At 45.8% G+C, this 2,941-nt stretch carries 3 protein-coding genes and 1 pseudogene; 1 reads left to right on the top strand and 3 read right to left on the bottom strand.

All coding sequences use genetic code 11. The features are described 5' to 3' along the window. Positions 1-340, top strand: a 340-nt coding sequence (locus ACEW8S_RS14780; RefSeq protein ID WP_373518901.1) for an OmpH family outer membrane protein, incomplete at its 5' end; no start/stop codon positions are given. A gap of 140 nt (positions 341-480) precedes the next feature. Here ACEW8S_RS14780 and ACEW8S_RS14785 read toward each other — a convergent pair. The 3 genes and pseudogenes from ACEW8S_RS14785 to ACEW8S_RS14795 all read right to left on the bottom strand — a co-directional run. Next, positions 481-1,332 (bottom strand): glycosyltransferase family 2 protein, encoded by an 852-nt coding sequence (locus ACEW8S_RS14785; RefSeq protein ID WP_373518902.1) that lies wholly within the window; start codon positions 1,330-1,332, stop codon positions 481-483. Positions 1,333-1,383: 51 nt separating this feature from the next. Beyond that, positions 1,384-2,439, bottom strand: coding sequence for a 3-oxoacyl-ACP synthase III family protein (locus ACEW8S_RS14790; RefSeq protein ID WP_373518903.1), 1,056 nt, complete (start codon positions 2,437-2,439; stop codon positions 1,384-1,386). Between the two features lie 171 nt (positions 2,440-2,610). Continuing rightward, positions 2,611-2,941, bottom strand: a pseudogene (locus tag ACEW8S_RS14795) (glycine dehydrogenase (aminomethyl-transferring)); the annotation flags it as partial.

Genomic DNA, 2,941 nt, shown 5'->3' on the forward strand with positions numbered 1-2,941 from the left:
CGCCGATATCGAAGGCTCGATGACCGAGCTGAAGAACAAGTATACCTTGTACGAAAACGAGGCTGCCGCAAAGACACCCGAAGAAAACCAAAAAAGAGCGGAAGAGCTTCAAGGTGCGCAAAAGACTATCGGCGATGCCCAACAAACTGCTCAAAGGGAATTGCAGAAAAAACAGCAAGAACTTTTTGCCCCTATTTCCGATAAGGCCAAAGCGGCCATTGAGAAAGTAGCGACCGCACAAGGCTTCGATTACGTAATCGACGCCCAAGCTGGCGGCGGACTCATCGTTGCAAAGGGCAAAGACCTCTTGGTAGATGTCAAAAAGGAATTGGGGATTTAAGTAGAAAATCCTTCGAAAACTAAGAACGTCCGCTTTTTGAGTGGACGTTTTTGATTGCTATAGCCAGTTATTTTTCCTGCTACACAGGAACGACAACAGAATTTTTTAGTTAATTTTCCAAGAAACAGTTTTCACCACGCTCAAAAAAGCTTCCGCCTTATGTTCCCCCACCGCAATTTCCTAATAAACTCCCCTTCTTCTTCAGTGACCAAAAAGGATGATTCTTCCTTTTGGGCTTCCTTATAGCCGTACATATTATCCACAAATGCCTTTGGCTTGCGGTTTTTTAATGCCATTTTAAGGGAAGCAATGGCGGTAATCCAAATGCCATAACGCATGCCATACATGGCTTTTCCCTGCAGCAATTTTGCCTTTTGGTCATAGGATTTACCTGTAGGTCGAAGATGTTTTACTTCCAAGGTTTCGTCGGTAAAGATTTCGTACGCATGGAACCGCGCCAATAGTTCGTCGACAGTATCCCAGCCCATGGCACTTCTTAGTCCGCCAATAGCCTTGAAACAGGCCTTGGAGTAGGCTTTAAAGGCACCGCGTACGTGGTTTTTGTCCATCGGATGGTTTAGTTTCCACTGCTCCCTGGCATCCTTTTCATAAATGAAACCTCCGGCAATGCCCGCGTTGGGGTGGCCTTTAAAGATGTAGGTGATTTTCTCGAAATAGTTGTCGGGAAGTACGAGGTCTGCATCCAATTTGACCAACACATCGAAATTATCGTCAAGTAAGGCCAATCCTTTGTTGAAAGCGTTAATCACCTTGCTACCGGGCAGATGTTCGGGGGAGGATGTAGTATTCAGTTTTTCGAAAATGGGACTCAATGCCAAAAAGGTATCGATAATCGCTTCGGTACCGTCGGTGGAGTTATCGTTGACCACCACTACTTTTTTCGGTTGTACCGTCTGCCTTAAAACGGAGTTCAACGTATCGGCCAAGAAGCCTTCTTCGTTGTGTGCAGGGATTATTACATAGTACTTCATGTAAGTGCCAATTTACAAAACCCTGATTTTTCCAGTAGCCAATCGTACATCTCAAATACTATAGACCATGGCATTGACGTTCATGCCCGCGCCTACGCTGGCAAAGATAACCACATCTCCTTTTTTCACCTGCTGGTCTTTGAGTTTTCCGTTGCGCACCATATCGAACAAGGTAGGAATGGTCGCCACGGAACTATTGCCCAGTTCACCGATATTCATGGGCATAATACCCTGCGGCATTTCCTTATTATACAGGCCATAAAAACGTTTTACGATGGCTCCATCCATTTTTTCGTTGGCCTGATGGATAAAAATCTTCTTAACGGAATCTATACCGACCCCGCTTTTTTCCAGACAGGATGCCATGGCCTGGGGCACATAGGTAATTGCGAATTCATAGATTTTCCGCCCGTACATTTTAATGTATTTCGTCGTGTCTTTCGTTGCATTATAGGATTTCCCGTAGAATAAAAAATAGGCCTCCTCATAGGTGTAGGTGGCACTTTCGTGAGCAAGAATACGTCCCACACCTTCTTTGGCCTCGATGACGGTAGCACCTGCACCATCGGAATAGATCATGGAATCGCGATCGTAGGGGTCTACGATTCTTGATAGGGTTTCGGCTCCGATGACCAAACATTTCTGGGCAATACCGCTTTTGATAAAGGCATGGGCCTGTATGACGCCTTCGATCCATCCGGGGCAACCGAATAGCAGATCATAGGCCACACATTTCGGATTTTTAATTCGCAAATGATGTTTGACCCGCGTAGCCAGACTTGGTAAGGTGTCGCTTTGGGACTGCCCATGGCTAACATCCCCGAAATTATGGGCGAAGATGATATAATCCAGATCCTCCTTATCGATGTCCGCGTTGGCGATAGCTTTTTCCGCCGCCAAAAAGCCGATGTCCGAGGTGTTCAGGGTATCTTCTACGTAGCGTCTTTCGCCAATTCCGGTAATCGCTTGGAATTTTTCGATGATCAGTGGATTCTTCTGTTTGAAAGGGGAACCGTCGGAATTCAAAAATTCAGCGGTTTCAAAGTCTTGGTTGGCGATGACCATAGGAGGAATATAGCTTCCTGTTCCTGTAATTCCGATTGTCATATGGGGATGATAATTCGATTTGTAGGCTTACAAGATACTTCAAAGTCAACCGAAGCAGGTTAATGACATAATCAATTATACGATAGTCAGGATACCATCTATACGTCATGAACCCATAAAACAACCCTTCCGAAAATCCGGGAAGGCCTATATTCATTGCTTTGGATAGAATTACTCCGCTTCGGCATAAGCCTCGATAGGGGCGCAGGTACAAATTAAATTACGGTCTCCATACGCATCATCGACCCGCCGTACCGCTGGCCAAAACTTATTTTCGGAAATGTAGGGCAAGGGGAATGCGGCCTTTTGTCGGCTATATGGAAAATCCCATGTATCGCTGGTCAGCATCTCTAAGGTATGCGGCGAATTTTTCAAAACATTGTTCGGCTCGTCAGCGGATGCGGTATCGATTTCCTCCCGAATGGATAATAGGGCTTCACAAAATCGGTCGAGTTCCGCCAAACTTTCGCTTTCGGTAGGCTCGATCATCACGGTTCCTGCC

The organism is Pricia sp. (assembly GCF_041745955.1).
GTDB lineage: Bacteria > Bacteroidota > Bacteroidia > Flavobacteriales > Flavobacteriaceae > Pricia.